The sequence below is a fragment of the Verrucomicrobium sp. BvORR034 genome, from assembly GCF_000739635.1.
Taxonomy (GTDB): Bacteria; Verrucomicrobiota; Verrucomicrobiia; order Verrucomicrobiales; family Verrucomicrobiaceae; genus Verrucomicrobium.
The window spans coordinates 62,710-87,863 of the sequence record NZ_BATQ01000058.1; the positions used below are offsets into that span (position 1 = coordinate 62,710).

32 protein-coding genes and 2 pseudogenes are annotated in these 25,154 nt (G+C 58.7%); 29 read left to right on the forward strand and 5 right to left on the reverse strand.

Features of this window, described 5'->3' with window-relative positions; all coding sequences use genetic code 11:
- Positions 1–9: 9 nt before the first annotated feature.
- Entirely contained in the window at positions 10–1,416 is a 1,407-nt protein-coding gene (locus BV034_RS11010; protein WP_050026961.1) for a tetratricopeptide repeat protein, read from the reverse strand.
- Positions 1,417–1,770: 354 nt separating this feature from the next.
- Between BV034_RS11010 and rpsL the strand changes: the two genes are divergently transcribed.
- The 27 genes and pseudogenes from rpsL to BV034_RS11145 all read left to right on the forward strand — a co-directional run bounded on the left by rpsL (position 1,771) and on the right by BV034_RS11145 (position 18,933).
- Entirely contained in the window at positions 1,771–2,178 is a 408-nt protein-coding gene (rpsL, locus tag BV034_RS11015; RefSeq protein ID WP_050026963.1) for a 30S ribosomal protein S12, read from the forward strand.
- Between the two features lie 47 nt (positions 2,179–2,225).
- A complete protein-coding gene (rpsG, locus tag BV034_RS11020) occupies positions 2,226–2,699 on the forward strand; it encodes a 30S ribosomal protein S7 (RefSeq protein ID WP_009963541.1) in 474 nt (157 codons plus the stop codon).
- 56 nt (positions 2,700–2,755) lie between these two features.
- Positions 2,756–4,912, forward strand: a complete 2,157-nt coding sequence (gene fusA / locus BV034_RS11025) for an elongation factor G (protein WP_050026965.1) — start codon at positions 2,756–2,758, stop codon at positions 4,910–4,912.
- A 37-nt stretch (positions 4,913–4,949) separates the two neighbouring features.
- Complete coding sequence (gene rpsJ / locus BV034_RS11030; protein ID WP_009963539.1) at positions 4,950–5,258, forward strand: 30S ribosomal protein S10; 309 nt, start codon at positions 4,950–4,952, stop codon at positions 5,256–5,258.
- 23 nt (positions 5,259–5,281) lie between these two features.
- Positions 5,282–5,920, forward strand: a complete 639-nt coding sequence (rplC, locus tag BV034_RS11035) for a 50S ribosomal protein L3 (RefSeq protein ID WP_050026967.1) — start codon at positions 5,282–5,284, stop codon at positions 5,918–5,920.
- 21 nt (positions 5,921–5,941) lie between these two features.
- The gene (gene rplD, locus BV034_RS11040; RefSeq protein WP_050026969.1) at positions 5,942–6,550 is read left to right on the forward strand and encodes a 50S ribosomal protein L4; all 609 of its coding nucleotides are present in this window, start codon (positions 5,942–5,944) and stop codon (positions 6,548–6,550) included.
- A 1-nt stretch (position 6,551) separates the two neighbouring features.
- Positions 6,552–6,836, forward strand: coding sequence for a 50S ribosomal protein L23 (gene rplW, locus BV034_RS11045; RefSeq protein ID WP_009963536.1), 285 nt, complete (start codon positions 6,552–6,554; stop codon positions 6,834–6,836).
- Positions 6,837–6,880: 44 nt separating this feature from the next.
- The gene (gene rplB / locus BV034_RS11050) at positions 6,881–7,717 is read left to right on the forward strand and encodes a 50S ribosomal protein L2 (protein WP_050026970.1); all 837 of its coding nucleotides are present in this window, start codon (positions 6,881–6,883) and stop codon (positions 7,715–7,717) included.
- Between the two features lie 40 nt (positions 7,718–7,757).
- Positions 7,758–8,036 carry a 30S ribosomal protein S19 gene (gene rpsS / locus BV034_RS11055; protein WP_009963533.1) on the forward strand — a complete coding sequence of 93 codons (279 nt, stop codon included), beginning with the start codon at positions 7,758–7,760 and terminating at the stop codon, positions 8,034–8,036.
- Positions 8,037–8,086: 50 nt separating this feature from the next.
- The gene (locus BV034_RS11060; protein WP_050026972.1) at positions 8,087–8,872 is read left to right on the forward strand and encodes a hypothetical protein; all 786 of its coding nucleotides are present in this window, start codon (positions 8,087–8,089) and stop codon (positions 8,870–8,872) included.
- A 14-nt stretch (positions 8,873–8,886) separates the two neighbouring features.
- Positions 8,887–9,276: a 50S ribosomal protein L22 gene (gene rplV, locus BV034_RS11065; RefSeq protein WP_009963531.1), complete on the forward strand. Its 390-nt coding sequence runs from the start codon at positions 8,887–8,889 to the stop codon at positions 9,274–9,276.
- A 34-nt stretch (positions 9,277–9,310) separates the two neighbouring features.
- The gene (rpsC, locus tag BV034_RS11070; RefSeq protein ID WP_050026974.1) at positions 9,311–10,129 is read left to right on the forward strand and encodes a 30S ribosomal protein S3; all 819 of its coding nucleotides are present in this window, start codon (positions 9,311–9,313) and stop codon (positions 10,127–10,129) included.
- A 59-nt stretch (positions 10,130–10,188) separates the two neighbouring features.
- Complete coding sequence (rplP, locus tag BV034_RS11075; protein WP_029190678.1) at positions 10,189–10,608, forward strand: 50S ribosomal protein L16; 420 nt, start codon at positions 10,189–10,191, stop codon at positions 10,606–10,608.
- A gap of 37 nt (positions 10,609–10,645) precedes the next feature.
- A pseudogene (rpmC, locus tag BV034_RS35940) lies at positions 10,646–10,837 on the forward strand (50S ribosomal protein L29); the annotation flags it as partial.
- Between the two features lie 139 nt (positions 10,838–10,976).
- Entirely contained in the window at positions 10,977–11,258 is a 282-nt protein-coding gene (rpsQ, locus tag BV034_RS11085) for a 30S ribosomal protein S17 (RefSeq protein WP_009963524.1), read from the forward strand.
- A gap of 59 nt (positions 11,259–11,317) precedes the next feature.
- Complete coding sequence (gene rplN, locus BV034_RS11090; protein WP_029190677.1) at positions 11,318–11,686, forward strand: 50S ribosomal protein L14; 369 nt, start codon at positions 11,318–11,320, stop codon at positions 11,684–11,686.
- The gene (gene rplX, locus BV034_RS11095; protein ID WP_009963521.1) at positions 11,683–11,925 is read left to right on the forward strand and encodes a 50S ribosomal protein L24; all 243 of its coding nucleotides are present in this window, start codon (positions 11,683–11,685) and stop codon (positions 11,923–11,925) included. Before rplN ends, rplX begins: the two co-directional genes overlap by 4 nt.
- A gap of 90 nt (positions 11,926–12,015) precedes the next feature.
- The gene (gene rplE, locus BV034_RS11100; RefSeq protein WP_343123289.1) at positions 12,016–12,588 is read left to right on the forward strand and encodes a 50S ribosomal protein L5; all 573 of its coding nucleotides are present in this window, start codon (positions 12,016–12,018) and stop codon (positions 12,586–12,588) included.
- Between the two features lie 29 nt (positions 12,589–12,617).
- Entirely contained in the window at positions 12,618–13,016 is a 399-nt protein-coding gene (gene rpsH, locus BV034_RS11105) for a 30S ribosomal protein S8 (protein WP_009963518.1), read from the forward strand.
- Positions 13,017–13,034: 18 nt separating this feature from the next.
- Complete coding sequence (rplF, locus tag BV034_RS11110) at positions 13,035–13,571, forward strand: 50S ribosomal protein L6 (protein ID WP_050026979.1); 537 nt, start codon at positions 13,035–13,037, stop codon at positions 13,569–13,571.
- 21 nt (positions 13,572–13,592) lie between these two features.
- On the forward strand, positions 13,593–13,949 hold the full coding sequence (gene rplR, locus BV034_RS11115; protein WP_038170821.1) for a 50S ribosomal protein L18: 357 nt from the start codon (positions 13,593–13,595) through the stop codon (positions 13,947–13,949).
- An 83-nt stretch (positions 13,950–14,032) separates the two neighbouring features.
- A complete protein-coding gene (gene rpsE, locus BV034_RS11120; RefSeq protein WP_332306731.1) occupies positions 14,033–14,506 on the forward strand; it encodes a 30S ribosomal protein S5 in 474 nt (157 codons plus the stop codon).
- Between the two features lie 36 nt (positions 14,507–14,542).
- Entirely contained in the window at positions 14,543–14,992 is a 450-nt protein-coding gene (gene rplO, locus BV034_RS11125; RefSeq protein WP_050026983.1) for a 50S ribosomal protein L15, read from the forward strand.
- Between the two features lie 93 nt (positions 14,993–15,085).
- A complete protein-coding gene (secY, locus tag BV034_RS11130; RefSeq protein WP_050026984.1) occupies positions 15,086–16,591 on the forward strand; it encodes a preprotein translocase subunit SecY in 1,506 nt (501 codons plus the stop codon).
- A 67-nt stretch (positions 16,592–16,658) separates the two neighbouring features.
- A complete protein-coding gene (gene map / locus BV034_RS11135; protein ID WP_050026986.1) occupies positions 16,659–17,483 on the forward strand; it encodes a type I methionyl aminopeptidase in 825 nt (274 codons plus the stop codon).
- A 4-nt stretch (positions 17,484–17,487) separates the two neighbouring features.
- Positions 17,488–18,252, forward strand: a complete 765-nt coding sequence (hisA, locus tag BV034_RS11140) for a phosphoribosylformimino-5-aminoimidazole carboxamide ribotide isomerase (protein WP_050026988.1) — start codon at positions 17,488–17,490, stop codon at positions 18,250–18,252.
- A 72-nt stretch (positions 18,253–18,324) separates the two neighbouring features.
- Complete coding sequence (locus tag BV034_RS11145) at positions 18,325–18,933, forward strand: shikimate kinase (protein ID WP_063768746.1); 609 nt, start codon at positions 18,325–18,327, stop codon at positions 18,931–18,933.
- A 306-nt stretch (positions 18,934–19,239) separates the two neighbouring features.
- On the opposite strand, the gene BV034_RS11150 is transcribed toward BV034_RS11145, so the two are convergent.
- From BV034_RS11150 to BV034_RS11165, 4 genes are all read right to left on the reverse strand, one after another.
- A complete protein-coding gene (locus BV034_RS11150; protein WP_050026991.1) occupies positions 19,240–21,018 on the reverse strand; it encodes a carboxypeptidase regulatory-like domain-containing protein in 1,779 nt (592 codons plus the stop codon).
- 75 nt (positions 21,019–21,093) lie between these two features.
- Positions 21,094–21,306: a hypothetical protein gene (locus BV034_RS11155; RefSeq protein WP_050026993.1), complete on the reverse strand. Its 213-nt coding sequence runs from the start codon at positions 21,304–21,306 to the stop codon at positions 21,094–21,096.
- Between the two features lie 158 nt (positions 21,307–21,464).
- Positions 21,465–21,863, reverse strand: a complete 399-nt coding sequence (locus BV034_RS11160) for an ACT domain-containing protein (RefSeq protein WP_038170809.1) — start codon at positions 21,861–21,863, stop codon at positions 21,465–21,467.
- Positions 21,860–23,047, reverse strand: coding sequence for a histidine decarboxylase (locus tag BV034_RS11165; protein ID WP_050026995.1), 1,188 nt, complete (start codon positions 23,045–23,047; stop codon positions 21,860–21,862). The genes BV034_RS11160 and BV034_RS11165 overlap by 4 nt, the downstream gene beginning before the upstream one ends.
- Positions 23,048–23,131: 84 nt before the next feature.
- On the opposite strand from BV034_RS11165, the gene BV034_RS11170 reads away from it, so the two are divergent.
- Entirely contained in the window at positions 23,132–23,665 is a 534-nt protein-coding gene (locus BV034_RS11170) for a hypothetical protein (protein ID WP_050026997.1), read from the forward strand.
- A gap of 77 nt (positions 23,666–23,742) precedes the next feature.
- Positions 23,743–25,154: pseudogene (locus BV034_RS11175) on the forward strand (hypothetical protein); the annotation flags it as partial.

A 25,154-nucleotide genomic window follows, 5' to 3' on the forward strand; every position in this document is an offset into this window, starting at 1 on the left:
GAAGACCGCCTACCGTGGGATCGCGGGGATGTGGTAGGGCAATTCCTGTTGATACAGGCTCAGGCGGCGCTCCATCCTCTGGCGGGTGGGGGCAGGCACATTGGGATCAGCGAGCGCCTGTTGGGCGTACTTCTTGGCGTTCTCAAAATCGCCTGCCTCTGCATGCGCGGCTCCCAGCGTGTCGATGCAGTCTGCGTTCTTCCAGCCGCTCAACTCGCAGGCTTTGGTCGCTACCTGGACGGCCTTGGCTCCATCTCTGAGTTCGCCTTTGGGATGGGACCCCAGCAGGCGTCCCAACCAGTTCCAGGTTTCCACATCTTCGGGAAGGAGAGTGGATGCCGTGGTGAACTCTGTGAGCGCTTCGTCCCATCGGCCCCGGTTGACGTAGGCGATGGCCAGGTTTTTGTGAGTCTGCCCGTCTTTGGGGGCCAGCTTGATGGCTGCGTCCAGATCGGTGAGGGCCTTTTCCGGCTGGCCTGCCTTGTCATATGCGGCTGCGCGGTTGTTGTAGGCGGGAACGTTGTCTGGGCGCAGACGGATGATCTCTGAAAAGTCGGCGATGGCGTCCTTCAGGGAACCTTCTGCCACGCGCAGCATGGCGCGGTTGTTGAGGGCAGGGGTGTAGGCGGGGTCGATCTTGAGGGCCTGATTGTAGTCCGTTTGAGCGTCCTTGGTGCGGCCCAGGTTCGCATAGTTGAAACCGCGATTGTTGTAGGCAGAGGCGAAATTTGGCAGGAGATCGATGGCCTTGTTGAAGTCGGCCTGGGCCTCCTCGCGTTTGCCGAGGCTGGCCTTCGTCAGTCCCCGATTGTTGTAGGCGCCTGGGTTCTTGGCGTCCAGCTCGATGGAGGCATTGAAGTCTTCCAGGGCCTTCTCGTACTGGCCAAGATTCCGACGGGCCTCGCCCCGGCCAGCCAAAGCGTGGGCATAACGGGGCTGAATCTTGATGGCGTTGTCGAAATCTTGAAGAGCGAGGTCCCATTTTTGTTGTCCGTCGAAGAGATTTCCGCGGTTGTTCAGATAAATGGGGTCGCCGGGCTCAAGCTTGATGGCTTCGCTGTAGTCGAGAATGGCCCGATCATTCTCGCGCAGACCTTTTCGTGCCTCAGCGCGAACGGCATAAGCAGTGGCGGAGCTGGGATTGAGCTTCAATGCGGCGTCTGCATCCGCGATGGCCTTCTGCCAGGAGAGCTTCTCCACCCAGGCGAGAGCGCGATTCTGCAGAACGATCGCTTCGAACCGGGAATCCAGACCTTTGGCAAGGGCGGAAGTGTAATGGGTGATCGCGAGATCTGGATTACCCTTGCGTTGAGCATCAACGCCTTGGGTGATCAATTCCCCAGCCGTCTGGGCGAGGCTGAGGCCAGCACAGGCGAGGAAGGCGAGAGCGGAGTAACCGATGGAAAGCAGCTTCACGTGCTGGGAACTGATAAAGGTTGTGGGTGAAGGGAGCGAAAAAACTGACAAAGCTAGGCTGATGGGGGATGGTACGGGCTGCAAGGGCAAATAAGCGTTCTCAAACCAGAAAAAAGATGCCGATATCGAACTCAAAGGGGAGAAAACTCGAAAAAAGAGGTTGCGTGTTTTTGAAACCTCTGTAGCATCTGCGCTCCCACAATCCTAGTCCCGCCAACCGCGGGACGGTTTCAAGGCCCGCTTCGGCGGGTCTTCCTATCGGAAGCTGCTCCGGATAAGATGCGCACAATACAAGGGTGACGTGTCTTTCCGTATCGCGACTGATGGCGAACGTGAAAACTTCTTTGACATCGTATGCCCACCATCAACCAACTCGTGAGACATGGCCGCAAGGATAAAGCGGTCAAATCAAAGTCACCCGCGCTTGCGAACTGCCCCCAGCGTCGTGGTGTATGTCTGCAGGTGATGACCAGAACGCCCAAGAAGCCGAACTCGGCTTTGCGTAAGGTTGCCAAAGTGCGCTTGACCAACGGATTTGAGGTCATCGCCTACATCGGCGGCGAAGGGCACAACCTCCAGGAGCACTCCATCGTCCTCGTTCGCGGCGGCCGAGTAAAGGATTTGCCTGGTGTCCGTTACCACATCGTTCGCGGTACGCTGGACTGCCTTGGGGTGGACAAGCGCCGCCGTGGTCGTTCGAAGTACGGTGCAAAGCGTCCGAAGCCGGGTGCAGCCGCTGCCGCCACCAAGGGCAAGAAGTAAGCCCGTCCTTTTTCTCTGCCTTTTTAATCTTTAGCAGCTAAATTACCATGTCCCGCAGAAAACGCGTTTTCGACAAGCCGGTCAGCAAAGACTCCCGCTATGACAGCGAGTTGGTCGCTCACCTCATCAGCAAAATCATGGTGGGTGGCAAGAAGTCCCTCGCCGAGCGCATTGTGTATGCCGCGATCGACGCCCTGAATGAGAACAGCGACGCAGTGGACCCGCTTGAGCTGGTGACCCGTGCGATTGAGAACGCCAAGCCTCGTGTGGAAGTGAAAGCCCGCCGCGTGGGTGGTGCGACCTACCAGGTGCCCCTTGAAGTGGCCCCGGCCCGCTCCGAAGCCATGGCGCTCCGCTGGATCGTCAACTTCGCACGCTCTCGCAAAGGCACTCCGATGCACCGTGCGCTCGCCAACGAGCTTCGTGATGCCTCCACCAACCAGGGCAACGCCATCCGCAAGCGTGATGACGTGCACAAGCAGGCTCAGGCCAACCGCGCCTTCGCCCACTTCCGCTGGTAGTCGGTCTTGTTGTTTCCCCTGTACGTCGTTCGTCCTCCTCACCTGATCTTTGACTCATGTCCGCCCAACCGAATTCCCCCAACCGCGAGTACCCGCTTGAGCGGACCCGCAACATCGGCATCTGCGCCCACATCGATGCCGGCAAGACCACGCTGACCGAGCGTATCTTGTTCTACACCGGGATGATCCACAAGATCGGTGAGGTGCACGACGGTGCAGCCACCACGGACTGGATGGAACAGGAGAAAGAGCGCGGCATTACGATCACCTCCGCCGCTGTGACCACCAAGTGGAAGCAGCTCCCCGGCAAGGACACGGTCAAGCTGTACGAGAATCAGGACATCCGCATCAACATCATCGACACCCCCGGCCACGTGGACTTCACGGCTGAGGTGGAGCGCTCCCTGCGCGTTCTTGACGGTGCGATCTTCGTGCTTTGCGGCGTGGCCGGTGTGCAGCCCCAGTCCGAGACGGTTTATCGTCAGGCTGAGAAGTACGGTGTGCCCCGCATCGCCTTCGTGAACAAGATGGACCGTACCGGTGCCAACTTCCAGCGTGTGGTGGAAGACGTGCGAACCAAGCTGGGTGCAAATGCCTGGCCGATCCTGATCCCGATTGGCGCTGAAGACAACCTTCGCGGCCAGATCGACGTGGTGAACAAGAAGGCCGTTATCTTCTCTGACGATGACAAGTTCGGCTCCACCTATGAAGTTCGCGAACTTGAAGGTGATCAGGTAGACCTTGCCAACCAGGCTTACGACGAACTCGTCGAAGAGCTTTGCAACGTGGACGATGAAATCGGCACGATGTTCCTCGAAGAGAAGCCGATCAGCGTCACAGACGTGAAGCAGGCTCTCCGTCGCGCCGTCATCGGGCTCAAGATCATCCCGATGGCTGGTGGTTCCGCCTTCAAAAACAAAGGTGTTCAGTACCTTGTTGATGCGGTGGTTGATTATCTTCCCGGCCCGCTCGACATCCCGGCCGCCCAGGGTCAGAGCGCTGACGAAGACGCAGTCAAAATTGAAGCCCGCCCGGACGATGGTGAGAAGTTTGTCTCCCTTGCTTTCAAACTCTGGAGCGACAAATTCGTCGGTAAGTTGGTGTTCTTCCGAGTGTACTCCGGTTGCGTCAAAAAAGGCGATGTCGTTTACAATCCCCGCACCCGCAAGACGGAACGCGTGGGCCGCTTGATCCAGATTCAAGCCAACCAGCACAAGGACATCGACTGCTGCTACTCCGGTGACATCGCCGCCATGGTCGGCATCAAAAACGTCACCACGGGCGACACCCTCGCCGAAGACGATTACGACATTCTGCTTGAGCCCCCGTCGTTCCCCGAGCCAGTTATTTCCATGGCCGTGGAACCCAAGGCCAAAGGCGACCAGGAGAAGATGGCCATGGCCCTCCAGCGCCTCTCCGACGAAGATCCGACTTTCGTGGTTCGTACGGACGAAGAAACCGGCCAGACGATCATCGCAGGCATGGGCGAGCTTCACCTCGAAATTCTGCGCGACCGTATGCTGCGCGAGTTCAAGGTGGACACCAACGCTGGCGCTCCTCAGATCGCTTACCGCGAAACTCTCACCAAGGAAGCCGACGGCGAAGGCAAACTCGTCAAGCAGTCCGGTGGTCGTGGCCAGTACGGTCACGTGATCCTCAAGGTGTTCCCTTCCGAGCGCGGCAAGGGCATCACGGTGGAAAACAAGGTGGTCGGCGGTACGATTCCGAAGGAATATATCAATGCTTGTAAGTCTGGCGTGAACGAAGCCATGCATAATGGCATCATCGCTGGCTACGAAGTGGTGGACATTCACGTGGACATCCTGGACGGATCCAGCCACGAAGTGGACTCCAACGAAAACGCCTTCAAAATGGCGGCCATCTTCGCAGTCAAAGACGCTCTCAAGAAGGCCAAGTGTATCATGATGGAGCCCATCATGGCAGTCGAGGCCACCACTCCTGAGGAGTATCAGGGTGATATCATGGGTGACATCAACCGCCGCCGCGGTCGTATCACCGCGATCGACAGCCGCAACAACATGAGCATCGTGAAGGCCGAAGTGCCCCTGGCTGAAATGTTCGGCTACAGCACGACGATCCGCACGCTCTCCAGCGGCCGCGCATCCTACTCGATGCAGCCGTCCCATTTCGACCAGGTGCCGCAACAGATCGTGGACCAGATCGTTGAGCAGCGCGGTGGCAAGAAGGCCTAATTAACAACCAATATTTCAACCAGCGGGAGTACCCATCATGCAAAGCCAACGCATCAGAATCCGCCTGCGCGCCTACGACTATCGCGTCCTGGACAAGTCCACGGCCGAGATCGTCGAGACCGCCAAGCGCACCGGCGCCAAAGTCGCGGGACCTATCCCTCTTCCGACGCGCATTGAGAAGTTCAACGTGAACCGCTCACCGCACGTGGACAAGAAGTCGTCCGAGCATTTCGAAATCCGCACGCACAAGCGCCTGCTGGACATCGTTGACCCAACCGCCCGCACTGTGGACGAGCTCAAGAAGCTCAACCTCCCGTCCGGCGTGGACATCACTATTCGCATCTAAGTCACACCTGAGGATTACCATCCATGAGCATCGGATTGATTGGCAAAAAAGTGGGGATGACCCAGGTTTACCTCAAGGACGGCAGCGCCGTCGCTGTGACGGTGATCGACGTGGCCGGCAACCAGGTTGTCCAGGTCAAGAACGCAGACAAGGACGGCTACACCGCCGTGCAAGTTGGCTATAGCGACAAGAAGGAAAATCGCTGCTCCAAGCCGGAGCTCGAGCACTTCAAGAAGCACAATGCCACCGCCAAGTATGTGGTTCGCGAGTTCCGCACGGAAGGGGAGGCCCCTGAGGCCGGTTCCGCCCTCGGTGCAGAAAAGTTTGCTGATGGTGAGTATGTCGATGTGATCGGCACCACCAAGGGCAAGGGTTTCTCCGGCGTTGTGAAGCGTTACAACTTCAAGGGCCAGCCCGCTTCGCACGGTTCCATGATGCACCGCCGGACAGGTTCCATCGGTTGCCGTCTGACACCAGGTCGCGTCTGGAAAAACCAGAAGATGCCCGGTCGTCATGGTTTCGACCGTCGCACGACGCAAAATCTCAAAGTGGTCCAGAGCCGTGCCGAAGATGGCGTGCTCCTGATCGCGGGCGCCGTTCCCGGACCGAATGGCAGCTATGTCATCGTCCGTCCTGCTATCAAGAAGCAGACCAAGAAGTAATTTGAAAGGAGTGCAGTCATCATGGCATCGAATGTATTAACGATCGACGCGGCCAAGCAGGCCAATGTGCAAGTGGTGGAGGGCCGTAAGGGCGCCCACGCGTTGCATGACACTATCATCGCCTACCGCGCCAACCGCCGCCAGGGTAACGCCTCCACGAAGTCGCGCAATGAAGTTGCCGGCAGTGGCAAAAAGCTCTGGAAGCAGAAGGGCACCGGCCGCGCTCGTATGGGCAGCGCCCGCTCCCCGATCTGGAGTGGTGGTGGCGTGGTCTGGGGTCCCAAGCCCCGCGACTACTCCAAGAAAATCCCCCGTCAGGTGAAGACGCTTGCCTTCCGCACGGCGCTCACCTCCCGCATCAACGACGGCGATGTGCTGGTCACGGCCGACTTCCAGGTCGCCGATGGCAAGACCAAGAGCTTTGTCGCCGCCATCGCTGGCCTCACCGACGCCCGCAAGGTGCTCGTGCTCGCCGACAGCTTTGACGAACTGACATTCCGCAGCGGTCGCAACGTCCAGAACGTGCAGCTGATGGCCGCCACGGACGTGAATGCCGAGCACCTGCTCGCGTTCGACAAGATCATCATCTCGGGCGCTGCCCTTGAAACCATCGCCCGGAGGACTGCCTAACATGAAAGACCTTTATCAAGTTATCAAGACCATCCGGTTGAGCGAAAAGGCCACCGTTCTTGGCGAAACTCTCAACGAGTACGTCTTCAACGTGGATCCCCGCGCCAACAAGCTTGAGATCAAGCAGGCTGTTGAGAAGATCTTTGGCAAAACGGTCGTCGGCGTCCGCACGATGAACTACGCTGGCAAGAAGAAGCGCGAACGTCGCGCCGACTTTGGCCGCACCAACCACTGGAAGAAAGCCGTCGTCCGGCTCAAAGACGGCGAGAAGATTGAACTCGCCTAGCCGACGGCCCGAGCAACCGCCAACCTATTTTCAGACCCAGCGTTATGGCTCTTACTACTTACAAGCCCAACACGCCCTCGAACCGCTACAAGCAGTGGCCTGGTTTTGAGGAAATCACCAAGAGCACTCCGGAGCCGAATCTCACGGTGGCCCTCCGCAAGAGCGGTGGTCGCAACAATACCGGCCGCATCACGTGCCGCCACATTGGTGGTGGTCACAAGCGTCGCTACCGGCTCATTGATTTCAAGCGCTCCCGTCGTGATGACGCCGCCACCGTGGTCGGCATCGAATACGATCCGAACCGCTCCGCCCGCATCGCCCTCATCCAATTCGCCGACGGCCAGAAGAGCTATATCCTTGCTCCTGCCAAACTCGAAGTGGGTGCCAAGGTGGTCGCTGGTGAAAAAGCGGCCCCGGAAGTGGGGAACGCGCTCCCTTTGAGCAAGATCCCTCTTGGTACGCAGATTCACAACATCGAAATCACCCCGAACAAGGGTGGCCAGATTGCCCGCTCCGCCGGCCAGGCAGCCATTCTCTCCAACCGTGAAGGTGACTTCGCCCTCGTGCGTCTTCCCTCCGGTGAGATTCGCAAGATCCTTGCAGTGTGCTTTGCAACCATCGGTCAGGTGGGCAACGTGGAACACATGAATGTGGTCAGCGGCAAAGCCGGTCGTACACGCTGGCAGGGTGTCCGCCCAACCGTTCGCGGTATGTGCATGAACCCCATCGACCACCCGAACGGTGGTGGTGAAGGTCGCTCCAAGTCCGGTGGTGGTCGCCAGCACCTTCTCAGCCCCTGGGGTCACGCTAAGGGTCAGAAGACCCGCAAAAAGCGCAAATACTCCAACCGTCTCATCGTGCAGGGCCGCAAAGGCAAGTAACTGCAATTTAGAAACTTACTGATTCAGCCCTCCTCTTACCATGGGACGCTCACTTAAAAAAGGACCTTTCGTCAACCAGAAACTCCTCTGGAAGATTGACCAGCTCAATGAGACCGGCGCCAAACGCCCAATCAAGACCTGGGCCCGCAGCTCCATGATCACGCCTGACTTTGTTGGTCACACCTTCCTGGTGCACAACGGCAAGGACTTCGTGAGCGTGTATGTCTCGGAAAACATGGTCGGTCACCGCCTGGGTGAATTCTCACCCACCCGTACCTTCAAAGGTCACGGCGCGCACACCGCCAAGGTTTCCAAGTAATCCGTCAGTCCGACTCCAGGTCCTCTCCGATCCCGACTTTCAGCCGCCTCATGAAGTTTCGAGCCTCCATCCTGAACCTCGCTGCCGCACCACTCCTGGTGGTGTTGGTGGGCGCTGGACAGGCATCGGGGCAGTCGAGAGAGGCTCTGGAAGTCCGGGAGGCCCGTGCCACGCTTCAGGTCTCTGCCACCCAGGTCGCCGACCTGGAGGCACGCCTGACGAAGGCGAAAGATCAGATCAATTCTCTGTCTGAGAGCCTTGCGGCTGCCAACGGGGAAAGCCAGCAGGTACGCGAAGCTTATGAAAAGCTGCGTGTCCAGATGGAAGGGCTTGGAATCGCCGCACTCGACGCCACGGATGCCGTGCTTCGTGAGCGGATGCTGACCGCCCTGAGTGATCTGCGACTTCTCGAAACACAAAAACGGGCGCTTCAGGGCGCCCTCACCGGCCTGTCAGAGGCAGCATCGGGCGTTGTCAGCTCGAATGTGAATCTGGCTCCGGAAGCCAAGACCAACTTGACTGAGAAACTTGCCGCGGCTGACCGCGCGCTCGCTTCCCTCAAGGATCAAGGCGAAACTGCGGTAGCCGACCTTCAGAACGCCCGAGTGGTGAGCTTGAAGGATGATCTGGGCATCGCCATTCTCAACGTGGGCTCCAGGCACGGCGTGCATCCTGGAATGCCCTTCTCTCTTTATCGTCAGGACAAACCCATCGCCCGCGCCGTGGTGGTGGATGTCCGCAGCGGTATCTGCGGCGCAGTTGTTCAAGAGCTGATCAACAAAGCAGAGCCTGTGAAAGTCGGCGACACCGGTAAGGTGGAAGCAATGAAAGGTTAACACGAAGCAACGTCATGGAAGTAAAATCCGTCCTCAAATACGCGAGAATCTCCGACCAGAAAGCCCGGGAAGTGGCCCGTGCCATTCAGGGGATGCCGGTTTCTCAGGCACTCAGCGTGTTGAACTTCACCCCGAAGAAAGCCGCCCTCCTCATTGGCAAAGCCCTGCGTTCCGCAGTGGCCAATGCTGAAAACAACCACGAGATGGATGCGGATGAACTTTTCGTCAAAAGCGCCACGGCCACCAAGGGTCCGGTGCTGAAGCGAATCATGCCCCGCGCCCGCGGTTCCGCCGGCGGCATCAAAAAGCGCATGAGCCACATCACTCTCATCCTGGCCGCCAAGGAAGCGGAGGCTGAGAAGAAGCCGAAGGCAGCGAAAGCCGCCAAGGCCGAGGCCAAGTAACCGCCCGTCCGAACCACCAACGAATCACAAAGCTATGGGTCAGAAAGTTCATCCAATCGGTTTCCGCCTCGCCGTCACCAAAGACTGGCGCTCCAAGTGGTACGCTCCGGAAAAAGAGTTTGCCGACTTCCTTCACGCCGACCTGGCAATTCGCAGCTACCTTAAGGGCAAGCTGTCCTCGGCCGCTCTCGCCAAGATCGTGATTGAGCGCGCGTGGAACCTCGTCCGTGTGACACTTCACACCGCCCGTCCGGGTCTGGTGATTGGTCGCAAAGGCCAGGAAATCGAAGTGATGAGCGTCGAGATCTCCAAGATGTGCGGCGGCAAGCAAGTCAAGATCGACATCATCGAGATCAAGCAGCCTGAGCTGGATGCCCAGCTGGTTGCTGAAACGGTGGCGACTCAACTTGAGCGCCGTATCTCCTTCCGTCGCGCTATGAAGCGTGCGGTGCAGACCGCCATGGACATGGGTGCCGACGGCATTCGTATCCGTTGCGCTGGTCGTCTAGGTGGTGCGGATATCGCCCGTGCTGAGCAGTACCGTCAGGGTAAAGTGCCTCTTCAGAGCCTTCGTATCCCGATCGACTATGGTTTCACCGAAGCTCGTACCGTGTACGGCATCATCGGCGTGAAGTGCTGGTTGAACCGCAAGCCCGAAGTGGAAGGCGCTCCCCAGGCCGAGCGTCGCAACGACCGTGAGCGCCGCCCGCGTGGCGATCGCGATAACCGTGGCGGCGACCGCCGTGGTGGTGGCGGTGGAGACCGCCGTGGTGGTGGTGGTGACCGTGGCGGCGACCGCCATTCGGCTCCCGCACCGGCCCCAGCTCCCGCTCCCGCCCCTGAGCAGGCTTAATCCTGCACGGACCGACTTTACAAGAGTAACGATCAGCAACCTTTTGGAGGAATCAAGTTATGGCAATGTTGCCCAGCAGAGTTAAGCATCGCAAGACCCACCGCGGAAGCCGCGCCGGGAATGCGACCGTAGGAAACAAGGTCAGCTACGGCGAGTTCGGTCTTCAGACCCTTGAGCGCGCCTGGATCAAGAACACGCAGATTGAAGCCTGCCGTGTGGCGATCACCCGCCACCTCAAGCGCAAAGGCTCCGTGTACATCCGCATTTTCCCGCACAAGCCAGTGACCGCGCGTCCGCCAGAAACCCGAATGGGTAAAGGTAAGGGTGCACCGGAGTTCTGGGTGGCAGTGGTTTACCCTGGCACGATGCTCTTCGAAGTGGCTGGTGTGAGCGAGGCCCTTGCCCGTGACGCCTGCCGCCTGGCAGCAAACAAACTTGGGGTTCGCACGCGCTTTGTAACGCGTCAGGCGATGCACTAACCGTTGACCATTTAGAGATAGCGCAGGAAGCGACGATATGAAGATCAAAGAACTTCGCGAATTGACCAACGAGGAAGTCGGCGGAAAGCGCCGTGAACTCAAGCAGGACGCGCTCAACATGCGTGTCCAGCAGGCCAGCGGCCAGCTGGAGAACCCCTCCCGTCTCAAGCAGGCACGTCGCGACGTGGCTCGGATGGAGACCATCCTGTCTGAGCGCCGTCTGAACCTGACCGTTGGCAAAAAGTCAACGGAAGCCGCCCCGGCTGCAAAGCCCAAGGCAGCAAAGAAAGCGGCGGCCAAGAAGGCCCCTGCCAAAAAATCCGCGAAGAAAGCCGCGGAGTAACCAAATTAAAGGGAGACCCTGAAAGATGAGCGAAGTGACCGCTAACGAAACCGCCGCAACCAAGGCGCCAGTCCGCAAGACCCGCGTGGGCGAGGTTGTGTCCAACAAGATGTCGAAGACGATCGTGGTGGAGGTGGAGCGCCGCGTGCCGCACCCCCAGTTCAAGAAGATCGTCCGCATGACCTCCAAGTTCTATGCCCATGATGAAGAAGGCACGGCCAAGGTCGGCGACAAAGTGCGCATCGAGGAGACCCGTCCGCTGAGCAAGCTCAAGCGCTGGAAGCTGGTCGAAGTTCTGGCCCACTAAGCCGGGCAGGGCTTTCCCATCGAATCAGGTAACTTTACCAACCCAAGGAGGATCAGCTTATGTTGCAGATGGAATCCGAAATCGCGATCGCCGACAATACGGGCGCGCGTATGGCCGAGATGATTGGCGTCATCGGCAAGAAGAACAAGCGCACAGCCGGGGTGGGGGACATCATCACCGCCCACGTCCGTGTCTCAACCCCCACCGCGCAGGTGAAAAAGGGTGAAGTGGTCCGGGCCGTAGTGGTTCGCACCGCCGCCCCGATCCGCCGCAATGATGGCTCGATCCTGCGCTTCGACAAGAACGCGATCGTCATCATTGACAAGGACAACAACCCCCGCGGCACCCGCATCTTTGGCCCAGTGGCCCGTGAACTGCGCGACCGCAACTTCATGAAAATCGTTTCCCTCGCACCCGAAGTGCTATGAGCAGAATCAAAACACACGTCAATAAAGGCGACCTCGTGGAGGTCACCAGCGGGGCCCACAAGGGTTCCCAGGGCAATGTTCTTCAGGTCGTTGCCAAGAAGAATCAGGTCCTCGTCGAGGGCGTGCGCATGATCAAGAAAGCTGTCCGTCCTTCTCAGGACAAGCCCCAGGGCGGCATTATCGAGCGCGAAGGCCCAATTCACATTTCGAATGTGAAACTTGTTGAAAAGAAGAAATAACCAGGCAATTTGCCAGCCCCGTATTCGCGGCCTCACTGTGGGGTCGCGGGGTGTGAAACCAACCAGGGTGTCATTATCATGCAGCCAGAATTGTTAACGCTATACAAGGACAAAGTCATCGCGCATCTCCACAATGAGCTCGGCCTTACCAACATTCATCAGGTGCCGAAACTTGAAAAGATTGTCATCAACTGCTGCGTGGGCAAGGAAGCCGACCGCAAACAGGCAGTCGAAGACGCGGTGAAGGAAATCGTCCTGATCACCGGTCAGAAGCCGATCGTGACCTTCAGCAAGAAGGCGATCGCCAACTTCAAGCTGCGCGCCGGTGAAGCCATCGGGGTCAAAGTGACCCTTCGCGGCGTGAAGATGTATGATTTCATGATGCGCTTGGTGCGCACCGCGATTCCTCGTATTCGCGACTTCCGTGGGATCTCTGGCCGCGCTTTTGACGGCCGCGGCAACTACACTCTCGGCATCGCCGACCAGTCCATCTTCCCTGAGATCGAGCTCGACAAGATCAAGCGCTCCCTGGGTTTTGACGTCACCTTTGTGACTGACGCCAGCAATGACGACCATGCCCGTGAGCTGCTTCGCTGCCTCGGCATGCCCTTCCGCGCAAAAGGCGGCAACAAGGCGGACACCCCTGAAATGGCGGCTGCCTAATCAATTATTTCAAGACCCAGGCCAATAAAATGAGCGTTCTGACCGACCCCATTTCCGACTTTCTCACCCGCATCAAGAATGCGAGCCGCGCTGCCAAGGAAGGTGCAAGCGCGCCGTACTCCAAGATCAAGGCGGAAGTCGCCCGTATCCTTCAGGAAGAAGGCTACATCTGGTCCTACGAGGTGCAGCCGAATGACGGCAAGCCCCAGATCCAGGTGAAACTCAAGTACCAGGGCAAGACTCCCGCCATCACTGATGTGAAGCGTGTGAGCAAGCCCGGTCTGCGCCACTATGTGGGTGTGGACGATGTCCCCCGCGTTCTGGGTGGCTTGGGTATCACCATTCTCTCCACACCCAAGGGTGTGATGACGGGCGCGAAAGCGCGCAAAGCAAATGTCGGCGGCGAGCTGCTGGCCAAAGTCTGGTAAGTGAGGAGGAACTGAATCATGTCACGAGTAGGTAAACAACCCATCGCACTTCCGGACAAAGTCAGCGTCAAGATCGCTGGCAACAACGTGCACGTCGAAGGCCCCAAGGGCAAGCTCGACTACGTTCTTCCCGAAGGCATCACTCTCCAACAGGACGGCCAGTCTCTGGCTGTGACCCGCGCTTCTGAAGACCGCCGCGTGCGTGCCCTCCATGGCACTGCCCAGCGTCTGATCAGCAACATGGTCCACGGCGTGAGCGCCGGCTTCAAGAAGGACCTTGAAATCCAGGGCGTGGGCTTCCGTGCCGCCGTCAAGGGTTCCAATCTGGACTTGAGCCTTGGCTATTCCCACCCGTTGCTTCACCCCATTCCCCAGGGCCTCAAGGTCACGGTGAATGAGAACACGAAGATCAGCGTGGAAGGCATCGACAAGCAGGTCGTCGGCCAGTTCGCCGCTGACGTCCGCGGCTACTACCCGCCGGAGCCTTACAAGGGCAAGGGTGTGCGTTATGTGGGCGAACACGTCCGCCGCAAGGAAGGCAAGAGCGTCAAGTAACCCATTTCGCAGAGACACATCATGGCTACCATCAAACGCAAAGCGATCCGGCGCCTCGTTCATGCCCGTATTCGCAAGACCCTTCGGGGGACGGCCGAGCGCCCCCGTCTCGCGGTTCATTTCTCCAACCAACGCGTGTACGCCCAGCTCATCAATGATGACGAGGGCAAGACGATTGTGTCGGCTTCGACGATCGAAGCGACGCTTGCTTCCAAAGCTGCCAACGTGGCCAACGCCACCAAGGTGGGTGAAGCGATCGCTGAACGCGCTCTTGAGAAGAACATCACGAGTGTGGTGTTCGACCGCGGCGGTTTCTTCTTTCACGGCAAAGTCAAAGCGCTGGCTGATGCCGCGCGCGCCAAGGGTCTTCAGTTCTAATCATCACTCGCAACACTATGGCAACGTTTAACAGGAACCCCCGGGGCGGCAATCAGCGTCAGGAATCCGAGTCCCGTTCCGACATGTCCGAGAAGGTGGTTTTCATCAACCGCTGCGCCAAGGTCGTGAAGGGTGGTCGTCGCTTCAGCTTCAGCGCCCTCGTGGTGGCTGGCGATCTCCAGGGCAAAGTTGGCTTCGGCTTCGGCAAGGCCAATGAAGTTTCCGACGCAATCAAAAAGGCGACGGAATCCTCCCGCAAGGATCTCGTGAAGGTCAACATTCTCAACGCCACGATCCCTCACGAAGTGATGGGTGAACATGGCGGTGGTCGCGTACTGCTCAAGCCCGCCTCTCCTGGTACGGGCATCATCGCCGGTGGCGGTGTGCGTGCGGTGTGTGAAGCGGCTGGCATCAAGGACGTCCTCGCGAAGTCCTTCGGCTCCAGCAACCACGCCAACGTGGTGAAGGCAACCCTGGCGGCTCTTGCTGCTCTGCGCCTTCCTGATGAAATCCTCAAGATGCGCGGCAAAAAGGTGGCTGAGAAAGCCGCTCTGTAAGGTCCGCCCGGCAACCTATACCCTTAGATTAAGACTATGAGACTGCACAACCTCAAACCCCAGCCCGGGGCCAAGCACCGCCGCAAGCGTGTTGGCTGCGGTGAGAGCTCGGGTCACGGCAAGACTTCAGGCCGTGGACACAAGGGGCAGAAAGCCCGCTCCGGCGGTGCGATCCGCCCTGGCTTTGAAGGTGGCCAGATGCCCCTTCACCGCCGTCTTCCCAAGAAAGGTTTCAACAACACCCAGTTCCGTGACAGCACGGAAGTGGTCAATGTGGGTGACCTTGATGGCCGTTTCGATGACGGCGCAGTGGTGAACCAACAATCCCTTCGTGATGTGGGTCTGGTGAAGCGCCGTTGCGACGTGGTAAAGATCCTTGGCGATGGCGTTGTAGAGCGCAAACTGACCGTCCAGGTGGACAAGATCAGTGCCTCCGCCAAAGAGAAGATTGAAAAGGCTGGCGGTACGGTAACTCTGACCGCATAAACCTTGCCTTGCGGCCAGGTTACATCAATGTTCTTCGCGAGCGGCTCAGCTTTGTCCTGAGTCGCTTGCTATTTTAAGACACGACCTCACATCATGATCTCCGCTTTCGTCAACATCTTCAAAATACCGGATCTGCGCCAGCGCATCCTCTACACACTGGCAATGATCGTCATTGTGCGCATTGGCTATGCGATCACACTGCCCGGGGTGAACCCCCACGTGCTGCAGGCGTGGATCGACAGCAAGGCAGAGGCTTCTGCCTCTCCTTTTGCTGCTGCAGCGGCTTTGTTGAACGTGTTCAGCGGTGGCGGTCTGGAGCGGTGTGCCATCTTCGCCCTGGGGATCATGCCCTACATCAGCGCCAGCATCATGATGCAGCTGCTTACGGCGGTCGTACCAAGCATCAGCAAGCTTTCCCGTGAAGACGGTGGACGCCAGAAGATCAACCAGTGGACTCGATTTGCCACGGTTGGTCTTTGTGTGTTCCAGGGCTATCTGCTCGCTGTTTCACTCAAGAATCCGGGACAAAACATCTTCCTGCACGGTCTTGAGGAGATCATGGGCAAGTACGGCCCATTGGTGCCTGACTATGGATTCTGGAGTTTTGTGATTCCAGCTGTGTTTGCCATGACGGCGGGCAGCTTGTTCATCATGTGGCTTGGTGAGCAAATCACTGAGCGTGGCATCGGCAACGGTGTGTCACTTCTGATCTGCATCAACATCGTGGCCGAACTTCCGGGCGCCCTCGTGCGTGTCTGGAAGACCTACATCGGTCGCGAAGGTGCCGGTGCCATGGATGCGCTGACATTGCTGGGGCTCATTACTCTCCTCATCGTTGTGATCGCAGGCATCATTGCCCTTACGCAAGCCCAGCGCCGCATACCGATCCAGTACGCCAAGCGCGTGGTGGGCCGTAAAGTGTATGGCGGGCAGACCCAGTACATGCCGCTCAAGGTGAACTATGCAGGCGTGATGCCCATCATCTTTGCCCAGGCAATCGTGCTCTTCCCGTCGCAGATCATCAGCTTCCTTTTCCCAGATGTCGCCAGCGTGCGCCAATGGGCAGAGTGGTTGACCAGCGGCACTCCGTATGTGGTGATCTCCACGTCCCTGATCTTCTTCTTCAGCTACTTCTGGGTGGCGACGATGTTCCAGCCCAACCAGATTGCCGAAGACCTCAAGAAGAGCGGTGGCTATATTCCCGGAGTTCGTCCTGGCAAGCCGACGGCTGATTTCATGGACTTCACCATGAGTCGCCTCACCTTCGCTGGCGCCTTGTTCCTGACGCTGATCTATGTGTTCCCGATGCTGCTGCAAAAGCAGGTTAACCTTGATCCTCGTGTGAGCCAGTTCTTCGGGGGTACGAGCATCCTGATCCTTGTGGGTGTGGTGCTTGACATGATGCGCCAGGTGGAAACCCACCTGCTGCAACGCCACTACGACGGTTTCCTTCGTAAGGGCAAGATTCGCGGCCGTTTCGACCGTCCGGGCCAGTCCGGTGGTATCGCTGCCAACCCCAAGGTGGTGGTGATGCTTTGGACGGTGATCGCCGTCATCGCCCTGATCGGGGTGTCGTTTGCGATCTTCCACGGCAAATAACTTTTGCCAAATTGATTGCGCCCCGCAGATTCTGCGGGGCGCATTTGTTTATAGACATCGCATTGCAATGGCACTCTCGTTTGATCGTATTCCCACCCGTCATGGCAAGGCCCTGGACGGTATTCGCGCTGCTTGTGGCCTGGCTCGTGACATTCTTCTAAAGACGGCCGCCTTGGTCGAGCCTGGCATGACGACTGCCGAGTTGGACAAGTTCGTCGCCGCTGAAATCAAAGCTCAAGGGGCGGTCAGCGCCTTCTACAAATACAAAGGAGCGGGTGGACCTTTCCCAGCTTATGCCTGCATTGGTCTGAATGACGTGGTGGTCCATGGGATCGGGAACAATGTTCCGATCAAGCCGGGAGACATCGTCAAGATTGATGTCGGCATCATCAAGGACGGCTGGGTCGGGGACAATGCCCTGACGGTGCCTGTCCCTCCGATTGCACCGGATGTGCAGAAACTGCTTTCTGCCACGGAAGATGCCCTGGAAGTGGCGATCGACTGGGCGCGCGACGGCTTGATGCTGGGTGACCTGTGTCACTCCGTTGAGAACTACGTGCGGCGTTTTGGATTTTCAGTGGTCCGGGAGTTCGTGGGGCATGGCGTCGGACGCAAACTGCACGAGGAACCTCAGGTGCCGAACTACGGCGTGAAGGGCGCTCGTCCTCGCTTGCGCACCGGGATGACGTTGGCAATTGAGCCAATGATCAACATGGGTGCCGAGCAGACGAAGATCTTGAGCGACGGCTGGACGGTGCTGACGATGGACAACAAGCCAAGCGCTCACTATGAGCACGTGGTCTTGATCACCGATGGGGAGCCAGAGGTGCTGACAGCGCGGCCTCGCATGAATCCGCGCCTGACCACTCCGCTCAACCGCACGGTCGCCTGAGGTCATGACCCGGTTCCGTCCCTGCATTGATCTTCACGATGGCAAAGTGAAGCAGATCGTCGGTTCCACCCTCAAAGATGAGGGGGAGGCGCCGAAGGAGAACTTTGTCAGTGAAAAGCCGGCCGCTTGGTTCGCAGAAAAGTATCGCGAAGATGGTCTGACCGGCGGCCATGTGATCATGCTGGGTAAAGGCAACGAGGAGGCTGCACTTTCCGCACTCCAGGCGTATCCGGGTGGTTTGCATGTCGGCGGAGGCATTCGCCCTGAGAATGCGGCGAAGTATTTGGCCGCTGGGGCAAGTCATGTGATCGTGACCAGCTACGTGTTTGACGAGAACTCCCGCTTTAGCGAATCACGATTGCAGCAGGTGGTGAACGAGGTCGGCGCTTCCCGCTTGGTGCTGGATCTTAGTTGCCGCGCCACCCAGGACGGCTGGGTGGTCGCGATGAATCGATGGCAGACCATGACGGACCTCGTCGTTGATGGCGATGCCTTTGACCGTCTGGCTCCCTACTGCGATGAGTTCCTGATTCATGCCGTGGATGTGGAGGGCAAGTGCGAAGGGATCGATGAATCCCTGGTGCAATGTCTCAGCCTCTGGTGCGAAAAGCCGGTGACCTATGCAGGTGGTGCCAGAAGTGTGGCTGACCTCAAGCGTGTTGAGGAGATCAGTGGGGGGCGAGTTGATGTGACCATTGGGAGCGCCCTGGACATTTTTGGCGGTAAGCTCGCCAAGTACGAGGATTGCGTGGCGTACAACCGGCGGTAGCGGGCAGGCCGGATCTGGCCTGGGGAAAGCTGGATGCGGCAAGTGCTGTCCCGTGTTATTTGGTCTCACTTTATGAGGATGGAGACTCACCTCACGACCATTGCATCCGATTTGAACGGGTCCGCGCCGAGGCGGATCAATGTGATCGGTACCAGTGGCAGTGGGAAATCTACTTTCGCCCGGCGCCTTGCTGATCAGTTGAATTTGCCCTATGTCGAGATGGACCGGCTCTTTTGGGGGGCGAACTGGATCAAGTCTGATGATCAGAAGTTTCTTGCCCGGGTGCAGGCGGCTGTGGATGAGCCGACTTGGGTGCTGGACGGCAACTACACCCGAACCATCCCGGTCAAGTGGGCGCAGGTGGATTTGGTCATCTGGCTGGACTATCCCTTCCACACCACGATGTGGCAAGCCATCAAGCGGGCTGTCACCCGGGTGTGGAGCAAAGAGGAACTCTGGCCGGGCACGGGGAATCGGGAGACTTTCCGACGAACGTTCCTCAGCAGGGACTCCATCATCTGGTGGACGCTGACCACCTACGGGAAGGTTCTCGCCAAGTATGAGGCCATGCTGGCTGATCCGAAGTTTGCAGAGGTGCGGTTTGTCAGGCTGCGAAGTCATGCGGAGGCAGCAGCCTTCATCGGGCGATGGAAATGCCTGTCCGCCGAGAAACAGCCATAGTGATTCCACCGTAGGCGGGCGGGACACCAGGGTGGCTTCGCGAGCAGGTGCATCGCTTGCTTCCCTGTACCAGCAAGTCACCCACACGACCACTCGCCGCCACGCATTCTTGCGAATGCATCCACAAGCTTCCCTCTCATGCCGCCGCAGTGGCCGTTCGTGGCTGCGATTGTAAAAGCGCGGTCAGGGCGTCGGTTGATCTCCATACCAGCAAGTCACCCACACGACCACTCGCCGCCACGCATTCTTACGAATGCATCCACAAGTTTCCCTCTCGTGTCGCAGCAGAGGCCGTTCGTGGCTGCGTTACTCAGATGCCTCCTGTACGACCTGTTCATACAGGGCCTGGATCGCCTTGCGGAGGGTTTCGTGTTTGGCGGGTGAGACCAGATTGGCGGTTGCTTCGTATGATTCGCTCTGGAGCCACTTGACCATGCTGGCCAGTTGATCAGGGCTCAGAGTGGCTGATGGAGATCGGTTCGCATGAAACTCCAACAACCAACGTTGCAATCGTCCCATGGCGAGCGAGACATGGTGGGTTTCCTCCGAGGTCATCCATTGTTTGCCGCTATATTTTGCAATGGCCTCGCCAAAGCTCTGGCCCTCCTGGGTCAACTCCCAGTTGTCGAATGCGTGATACAAAGCGGGACCGAGGAGTGCCTGCAATCGCGGAGCGTGTACTTTGTGGGAGTTGGAGTGACTTTGCAAATAAGCACCAGGATTGGTTGCGACGGCATTCCGGATCTCGGAGGCCCGTGCCACAAGGATGTTCAGGAGGGCTTCGGCTTGATGGTCAGGCAATTTGGCTTCCTTCAGGAATGGGGAGAACTCTTTGTGGACGCTCGCAATCAGATCGTCCTGCTGTTTTGTCTTGTGATCTTTCCAGGTGATTGGGACCGAAAGTTCGCTGCGGCTTTCGTTCAACCGAAAAGTCAGGCCATTTGAGGTTGGGTTGCTCGAGAAGCCGTCCGGCGATGAAATAACATAAAAGTTCTGCGGCAAGCTCAGGGTCAGCTCTTCAATCGAAGGGAGACCGTGTGCAGTGAAGGATCCATCGGGGGATACATCAAGTGATTGTCCGTCCCATGCCCTACTGCGGCTGAGACCAATCCGGGTGCCGCGAGGAAAAGGCTTCCCGTCCTGGCGTACCAGGCGACCGCTCAGCGAGAGGGCTCTTTCTATCTGGACATCGCCAAGATCATGGATGGCGTCAGGGGCGGGAGAGTGAAATGCCTGGGCGGGAATGAAGCCGAGTGATTTCACGCTTTCCATTTCGCCATAAAACTCCCAGTCATCATTGGCGCGCACATCATGGATGGCGAATCTGCCATCTGCGTCTGTTGTGCTGCTGATTGGACCAAGGAATTGCCCGGCATTCCTGTTCTTTTGAGCTGCTCCCACGGTTGCGCCGGCGATTGGCTTACCGTTTGATAGGAGCCTGCCGATGACCGTTGCACCACGTTGCAGGGTGATGGTTATGTCTGCGGCGTTCTCGGAGCGTTTGGCAACACTTATCCATGTTCCGGCGTGACCGGGCGCTGTGATCTTAAGCTGAGCTCTCTCGAAAGGCTTGCTGGAGCAGAGAACGAAATGGCCGTGGGCATTGGTGAGGGTCTGATCGTCGTCCTCTGAGCGGGAGTAGGCGGGGGAGATCGTCGCACCAGCGAGTGGTTTTCCATACGGATCCAGGACCTGCCCCCGGATCTGATGGGTGAGGGGGATGCGGGAAAGATCGCGTGCGGTCAGTGACAGAGTGACTGGATTTTTAAGTGGATCCACGCCGCGCAGCACGGCCGGGGCGTGATGCTCGGCAAGGGCCAGAAGATTGAAGACAAGGTCGTCCGCCACTCCTGAAATGCGGAACTCCCCTTGAACGTTGGTGCGGGCGCTGCGCTGACAATCGCGCCAACAGGTGGGGCACATCGTCGAGTCGCCCGTGCGCATGCGGGCCGATTGAATGAGAACCGTGGCGGATTGAACAGGACTGCCCGTGCCGAGTATTACCGTGCCTGTGATGTCGGCGGCACTTGCTTTCGCCACGAACGAAAGGAGGACGACCAAGGAATTCAGGCGCAATCTCAGCATTTTTCCATCGTCTCATGGGGTGGGACGAAGTGGCAAGATGAATTCCAACCGTCGTAAAAGTGGACAATCAAGGAATCAAAGAACTATCACATCTGCGGTTTCAGGGGGAGTTGTTGCCGTGCCGATGCGACTGTTCACTTGCCAGACAAATGCCTGACCAGCGCCAGATTCGTATTCATAGGAAGGGCAGATGTTGTCGCTGGTGCACTGGAAGAGAAACAGATGACGCTGATCATCCCCGAGATCAATGACAGGCAGGTGCTGCTGTAGTTGCGCAAGCAAGGCCATGGGTGCATCGCAAATCGGGCAAGATGGCCATCGTGAACTGGGAAGACCCATTGGGATTCCGCCAAGTTGAGCAATCGGTCCAAAGGGGCGGGTTTCGCCGGCATGCTGGAGTCTGGGAAACCACGCAGTCATAGTGGAGTGATGTTCCCCCAATCGACCTAGCGATCCACCACCAGCACATCCTTCAGAATCTCCGCAGCCTTGCGGTTGTCCGAGGCGACGAGGCTGGCGAAAGTGCTGCCCTCCTCACGGCGCAGAATGTGCATGGACCGGAGGTCGAGTCCGGCGTCGCGCAGCCGCATGGCGATGCGGGCCAGGGCTCCGGGGCGGTCTTCCAGGCAGATCAAGAGGGTATCCTGGGTAATGGCCTGGAAGCCGTGGTCACGAAGGGCGCGGAGGGCCTCGTCATAGTGATCGACGGTAAGCACGACGATGCCATGGGTCTCGATGCTCTCAATATCCAGGGCCTCGATGTTCACTCCCCGGTCGGCGAGGGCTGAGGCGAGGCGGGCGGCGACTCCGATTTCGTTGGGGACAAAGACAGTCAGTTGTTTCATAGGGTGGCTGGCTCGGGGGCGACCGGAGCGGGGCGGAGAGCGGAGGCAAAGTCGGCCACAAATTCATCGATGATGGCCTGGGTGACATGGGGCATGACAATCATGTGCCCGATGTCTTTCATGGGAGCGATGATCCATTTGGACATCACGGACGCGGGTGGGCGCGGGAAGACGACGGTGACGGAATTCTTGTGCCGCCAGGCCGGGATGCCTGAGGCGTTGAGCTTCTCCACCGCATACTGGGAGAGCTCCAGGCAACGATGCACCAGGTCCTTGATGCCCTCAGGTCGAAGGGTGCGCAAACGGTGCCACAGGAAGAGGGGGGTGATGGCGCTGCGGGAGCCGGCGATGGTGGTGTCCAGGGCACCAACGTACTCGATGGAGCGGGCGACACGCTCAACGTGTTGTTTCCTCGCCAGGACCACTCCGCAGGGGAGGGGGGAGCCGAGGAACTTGTGGCCGCTGATGGAAATGCTGTCCGCACCACCGGCGAAGTCCCAGGGCTGGGGATCGGCCACAAAGGGCAGGATCATGCCGCTGAGGGCGGCGTCTGCATGAATATAGGCATTGGTGATAGCCAGTTCATCCAGGATGGCCCGGATCTTGTGGAGATTGTCCACGGCTCCTTTCATAGTGGTGCCGATGTTGGCAAAGATGATGGGCGGCACGTCGCGGTGGATGCGGAGTGTTTCTCGCAGGTCGCTATAGTCCATTTCCCCGTTGGGCTGGCTCTTGAGCATGATGTTCCGCGTATGCTGGAGCCGCAGGATTTTTGCCACGCTGTAATGCGTGTCCTCGGAGAAGTAGCAGATGCTCTTCGGGTGCAGCTCTCGTGCGACATAAAGGCCGTACATGTTGCCCTCGGTGCCGCCGGCGGTGACGTAGCCCCACCAACCGTTCTCCGGGGCGTGGGTCATGCGGGCAAACTCTGTGACGACCTCGCGTTCAAAGTCCTGGGTGTTGAGCCGGTAGTTGGAGCTGCCAAACGGGTCCCCGACGTTGTTGATGGAGTAGGCGAGGAAGGGGAAGAGATCCTCGAAATCGAAATCCTGATTGCAAGGGTAGCCGATGTTCCGCGGGCGAAGTTCATCGAGTCGCTCACGCAGGGCATCGAGACGCAGGCGGTCCACTGGCGATAGAGAGGGAAACTTCAACTGGGGTGGGTGAAGGGGTGCGGCTTTCATTCTGGCAGGTTGGAAAGCGATGGGCAAGCCTGGAAAAAAGTGTGGGAGATTGCCGGAATTCCGTCTGGCTGGTAGAGTGGTGCCATGAAGAAAACGAGTCTCTCAAGTCTGGCTCTAGCGTGGTGGGCCCTGGTGCTGATGCTGCTGCCGACAACCGTGCTGAGGGGGGATGAACTGGCGGAGAAGGGTTTCGCTCTCATGAAGGAAGAGGCTCTAAATGAGATACGTCTGGAGATGCCTCAACAAGCGGTGCTCAAAGTCCTGGGCAAACCCGCGAAGAAAGGAGCGGATGTGGAGTGGGAGGCCATAGGGGAGCATGTGCAGGAATGGCTGTACCCCGTGCAGGGGCTGACGCTGCAAATGGCCTCCGTCAAAAAGGGTGGGGCGAAGAAGGTGCTGTGCATCTCGCAAAAAGCACCTGGGGCGTTTGCAACCCGGAAGGGGCTACGCATTGGGAGCAGCGAAGCCGAGGTTCGCAAAGCCTATGGGGCTCTGGAAGACAAGGAGGCGAGTCGAAAGGGGGAGATCTTCGTGGCGGGAACTGTGTATGGCGGTCTGGTGTTCCACTTTGAGAAGGGGAAGGTCTCGGAAATCTTTTTGGGAGCCATGGCGGAGTAGGCCGGGGTCGCGAGGGAAAACGGGACGCATGCTGGCCGCAACAATCCGGGAGGACTCGCGTATCCGTTTCCTCCCGCATGAAGCTTCCTCCTTCCCTTTTTTCCGCGTCCCTGGGCCTTGTTGGCTCGCTGGCATTTGTCCACGCGGTTTCCGCTGAGGGCACCCCACAGACCCACGTCCGGAGCGAAGATCTCGCTGCGGACTCTTTGTTGATCCGCGATGTGGGGGAAGGGGCGACCTTGGTCCCGGTGGCAGGAGGGGCCAAAACGGTGTTGTGGACCCAGAATACGCAGCCGGACTTTCGCGGGGTGACCTTCGGGGAATCTTCTGTGCCTGGAGCCAGGCATCTGCTGGTGCAGCTGAAAGCACCGACCCCGGTGGGGACTGTGATCGTGCGCGGAGGGGGAAAACTGAGCGTCCTCAAAGAGGGCGTGGCCACGCCAGGGAGACCGACGAGCGAAGGGGAGTGGATCTCTGCGGAACGGCTGTCCACGGCAAAGGTAAGTCGCGAGGAAGTGACAAAAGACGAATTGGCCACTTGGATTCTGCCACCCGGGGCGAAAACGAGTGTTCTGCGCTTCACCCACGATGCGCAACCTTCTGACCCCAAGTATGCCGGATGGCTGGGAGGCGTGATCATCCTACAGGAGCGATACGCCAACGTGGCTCCTCAAGCCCAGGTGATTGCCAGCAGCCATGAAGAGGCCGCGGGCAAACTGATCAACTCCCAGGATGAACAATGGAAGACCTGGGACAACGGCACGGAGGGCGCAGCAAAGGTGGTGTCTCCCGAGAGGGCTGAGTGGGTGACGCTGATCTGGCCGCAGGCGGTGAAGCTCGCCGGGTTGGAGACTCTGGGCACGGGCTTTGGTACTGCGGAGGTGGAGCAGTATGTGGGAGATGCCGGCATGCACCCGAGGGAGGCCGGTGCTGCTCAATGGAAGTCCGTGAAGACCTATGCTGGTCTCTCCAGCGGCTACCCGCTACCTTTCAGTCCACGTGGGCTGATGTTCGACCAGCCCATCTCGACACGGGCGGTGCGCCTGCGGCTTACGTCGTCACCCCAAGAGGGGCATCCGCACATGAAATCCCGGCCCAAGGATGGGCGGAGGGTGTGGCTGGCGGAAGTGATGGCGCTGGCTCCGCTGGGGACGGCCGATCTGATAAGCGCCGTGCTGGAATCGCCGGATCAGAAGTTATTTCCGCCAATCCCGGTGAAATTCAACCTGAAGGAGCCTGGCGTGGTGACTCTGGTGATTGAGGATCAGGAGGGCAAACGCGTGCGCAACCTGGTGGCGGAGACCTCTTATCCTGCGGGTGAAAATACGGCATGGTGGGATGGGATGGATGATCTGGGCAGGGACCGTGATGCCGCCGAGCATGGCCTTTATCACATTCCCGGGCAGCCTGTTGCACCGGGAACCTACCGGGTCCGGGGGCTGGTGCGGAAGCCGCTGGAGCTGCGCTATGAGTTCTCCATCTACAATGC

What these genes read in the sequence shown, in the direction of transcription:
- rpsL (WP_050026963.1), top strand. Translation starts at nt 1,771, where the DNA reads ATGCCCACCATCAACCAACTCGTGAGACATGGCCGCAAGGATAAAGCG.
- rpsG (WP_009963541.1), top strand. Translation starts at nt 2,226, where the DNA reads ATGTCCCGCAGAAAACGCGTTTTCGACAAGCCGGTCAGCAAAGACTCC.
- fusA (WP_050026965.1), top strand. Translation starts at nt 2,756, where the DNA reads ATGTCCGCCCAACCGAATTCCCCCAACCGCGAGTACCCGCTTGAGCGG.
- rpsJ (WP_009963539.1), top strand. Translation starts at nt 4,950, where the DNA reads ATGCAAAGCCAACGCATCAGAATCCGCCTGCGCGCCTACGACTATCGC.
- rplC (WP_050026967.1), top strand. Translation starts at nt 5,282, where the DNA reads ATGAGCATCGGATTGATTGGCAAAAAAGTGGGGATGACCCAGGTTTAC.
- rplD (WP_050026969.1), top strand. Translation starts at nt 5,942, where the DNA reads ATGGCATCGAATGTATTAACGATCGACGCGGCCAAGCAGGCCAATGTG.
- rplW (WP_009963536.1), top strand. Translation starts at nt 6,552, where the DNA reads ATGAAAGACCTTTATCAAGTTATCAAGACCATCCGGTTGAGCGAAAAG.
- rplB (WP_050026970.1), top strand. Translation starts at nt 6,881, where the DNA reads ATGGCTCTTACTACTTACAAGCCCAACACGCCCTCGAACCGCTACAAG.
- rpsS (WP_009963533.1), top strand. Translation starts at nt 7,758, where the DNA reads ATGGGACGCTCACTTAAAAAAGGACCTTTCGTCAACCAGAAACTCCTC.
- BV034_RS11060 (WP_050026972.1), top strand. Translation starts at nt 8,087, where the DNA reads ATGAAGTTTCGAGCCTCCATCCTGAACCTCGCTGCCGCACCACTCCTG.
- rplV (WP_009963531.1), top strand. Translation starts at nt 8,887, where the DNA reads ATGGAAGTAAAATCCGTCCTCAAATACGCGAGAATCTCCGACCAGAAA.
- rpsC (WP_050026974.1), top strand. Translation starts at nt 9,311, where the DNA reads ATGGGTCAGAAAGTTCATCCAATCGGTTTCCGCCTCGCCGTCACCAAA.
- rplP (WP_029190678.1), top strand. Translation starts at nt 10,189, where the DNA reads ATGGCAATGTTGCCCAGCAGAGTTAAGCATCGCAAGACCCACCGCGGA.
- rpsQ (WP_009963524.1), top strand. Translation starts at nt 10,977, where the DNA reads ATGAGCGAAGTGACCGCTAACGAAACCGCCGCAACCAAGGCGCCAGTC.
- rplN (WP_029190677.1), top strand. Translation starts at nt 11,318, where the DNA reads ATGTTGCAGATGGAATCCGAAATCGCGATCGCCGACAATACGGGCGCG.
- rplX (WP_009963521.1), top strand. Translation starts at nt 11,683, where the DNA reads ATGAGCAGAATCAAAACACACGTCAATAAAGGCGACCTCGTGGAGGTC.
- rpsH (WP_009963518.1), top strand. Translation starts at nt 12,618, where the DNA reads ATGAGCGTTCTGACCGACCCCATTTCCGACTTTCTCACCCGCATCAAG.
- rplF (WP_050026979.1), top strand. Translation starts at nt 13,035, where the DNA reads ATGTCACGAGTAGGTAAACAACCCATCGCACTTCCGGACAAAGTCAGC.
- rplR (WP_038170821.1), top strand. Translation starts at nt 13,593, where the DNA reads ATGGCTACCATCAAACGCAAAGCGATCCGGCGCCTCGTTCATGCCCGT.
- rpsE (WP_332306731.1), top strand. Translation starts at nt 14,033, where the DNA reads ATGTCCGAGAAGGTGGTTTTCATCAACCGCTGCGCCAAGGTCGTGAAG.
- rplO (WP_050026983.1), top strand. Translation starts at nt 14,543, where the DNA reads ATGAGACTGCACAACCTCAAACCCCAGCCCGGGGCCAAGCACCGCCGC.
- secY (WP_050026984.1), top strand. Translation starts at nt 15,086, where the DNA reads ATGATCTCCGCTTTCGTCAACATCTTCAAAATACCGGATCTGCGCCAG.
- map (WP_050026986.1), top strand. Translation starts at nt 16,659, where the DNA reads ATGGCACTCTCGTTTGATCGTATTCCCACCCGTCATGGCAAGGCCCTG.
- hisA (WP_050026988.1), top strand. Translation starts at nt 17,488, where the DNA reads ATGACCCGGTTCCGTCCCTGCATTGATCTTCACGATGGCAAAGTGAAG.
- BV034_RS11145 (WP_063768746.1), top strand. Translation starts at nt 18,325, where the DNA reads ATGAGGATGGAGACTCACCTCACGACCATTGCATCCGATTTGAACGGG.
- BV034_RS11150 (WP_050026991.1), bottom strand. Translation starts at nt 21,018, where the DNA reads ATGCTGAGATTGCGCCTGAATTCCTTGGTCGTCCTCCTTTCGTTCGTG.
- BV034_RS11155 (WP_050026993.1), bottom strand. Translation starts at nt 21,306, where the DNA reads ATGGCCTTGCTTGCGCAACTACAGCAGCACCTGCCTGTCATTGATCTC.
- BV034_RS11160 (WP_038170809.1), bottom strand. Translation starts at nt 21,863, where the DNA reads ATGAAACAACTGACTGTCTTTGTCCCCAACGAAATCGGAGTCGCCGCC.
- BV034_RS11165 (WP_050026995.1), bottom strand. Translation starts at nt 23,047, where the DNA reads ATGAAAGCCGCACCCCTTCACCCACCCCAGTTGAAGTTTCCCTCTCTA.
- BV034_RS11170 (WP_050026997.1), top strand. Translation starts at nt 23,132, where the DNA reads ATGAAGAAAACGAGTCTCTCAAGTCTGGCTCTAGCGTGGTGGGCCCTG.